Consider the following 1,784-nt stretch of genomic DNA (forward strand, 5'->3'; position numbering starts at 1 on the left):
AGGGACTGTCAATGGGTGAATGCGCCATCTCGATCGAGAGGTGGTTGCGTTGTGACTGGTTGGGTGCCGGAGGAAATTCGTCAGGCGGCGGTTGCCCGTGTTGCTGCTGGCGAGTCCCCTTATTTGGTTGCTGAGGATTTTGGGGTGGTGCCAAAAACTGTCTACAGCTGGATGCACAAAGCGGGTGTAGCCGGTCCATCGACAGTCAGAAGACAGAGCCGACAGGACCGATTTGAGCAAGCATCTGGCTTGGTGCGACAAGGCGCGTCGGTGTCACACGCTGCTCGTAGGGTGGGCTTGCCCGTATCGTCTGTGCGGTCTTGGCTCATCGAACAAGGCGTGGTCGTGCCTGGAAAAGCACCCGCGCGCACAGTCATTTCTGATGAGGATAAACAAGCTGCCGTTGCCTGCGTGCTAGATGGTCAGTCCGCATACCGGATTGCGGAAAGTCTCGGTGTAGCACCTAAGACTGTGTACAGCTGGATGCGTAAAGCAGGGATAACGAGTGACCGCGGTACTGCAAAGCAGTGGAAACACAACCGCCGAGTCGCCGAGGAGATGTTCGCTGACGGTGTGCCGGTGGCTGCGGTTGCCGACTGGTTGGGGGTCAGCAGATCGACGGTGTACCAGTGGCGCAAAGATAGTGTCATGCCAGCACCTTTATCCACCGCCGCGGTGTCTACGGCGGCTACACCAACTGACATCGACGGTATGCGTGTGGGGGTGGGCAAACGGTTGACCGTCTCTGACCGGGCCCAGATCCATGCCGGGTGCGCCCAAGGCTTATCGGCTAGGGCGATCGCTTCATCTATCGGCCGGCACCATAGCGTGGTTGCCAGAGAAATCCGCCGTAACGGGTGGGAGGTCATCAACCCGGCCGGGACGGTGGTGCACACCTATAACGCCGAAGTCGCCGGTGAACGCACAACACGACGGATGGCCAGGCCGAAACCACGCCGCATCGACACGAACTACCGGTTGCGGAAAGTCGTTGTCGCAGGTGTTGCACGCAAATGGTCACCAAAGCGCATCAGCTGCCATCTGGAGCGGGTTTTCGCCGATGATGAAACCATGCAGCTATCCCACGAAGCGATCTACTCCGCGCTCTACATCCAAGGCAAAGGCAGCCTTCGCGCGGAGCTGGAATCGATCATGAAGACCCAGCAAGTACTGATCAAAGGCGGCACGAAACGCACCCCACGGTCGCGTACAGCAGGTCTTGCCACCAACAGCCGGTCGTGGATCACAGGTGCAGAAATCACCACCCGGCCACCAGAAGTCGACGACCGGGCTATCCCCGGGCACTGGGAGGGAGACCTCGTCATCGGCAAAGGAGGTAAAAGTGCGTTGATCACCCTGATTGAACGCTCCAGCCGGTATACCCTGCTGGGGCATTTGCCTGACGAGCACTCATCGGCCACCGTGGTCGGAACGCTGCAACGCATGGTCAAAGACCTCAACGCCGAACAGTTAAAGACCATCACGTGGGACCAAGGATCAGAAATGGCGCTGACTGCCACGGTGTCGATCGCTGATGGGTGCAAGGTCTATTTCTGCGACCCGCACTCACCGTGGCAGCGGCCCACCAACGAGAACACCAACGGGGAAATCCGGCGCCGGTTCTTCCCGAAAGGAACCGACTTCGCCCTTGTCAGCGCCGAGGAAGTCGCCTGGGTCCAAAACGAACTCAACGACACCCCCATCGTCAAGTTTCACGGAGCCACACCCCGTGAAAAACTAGAAGAACTATTCAACGGTGGCGCAATCACCGCATGATCCCGCCG

General features: G+C 59.0%; 1 protein-coding gene. It reads left to right on the top strand.

Going from position 1 to position 1,784, the window contains the following annotated elements; all coding sequences use genetic code 11:
- Positions 1 to 345: 345 nt before the first annotated feature.
- Positions 346 to 1,776, top strand: a complete 1,431-nt coding sequence (locus CZ338_RS00045; protein WP_143341209.1) for an IS30 family transposase — start codon at positions 346 to 348, stop codon at positions 1,774 to 1,776.
- Positions 1,777 to 1,784: the final 8 nt, after the last annotated feature.

The organism is Corynebacterium urinipleomorphum (assembly GCF_900155535.1).
Lineage (GTDB): Bacteria > Actinomycetota > Actinomycetes > Mycobacteriales > Mycobacteriaceae > Corynebacterium > Corynebacterium urinipleomorphum.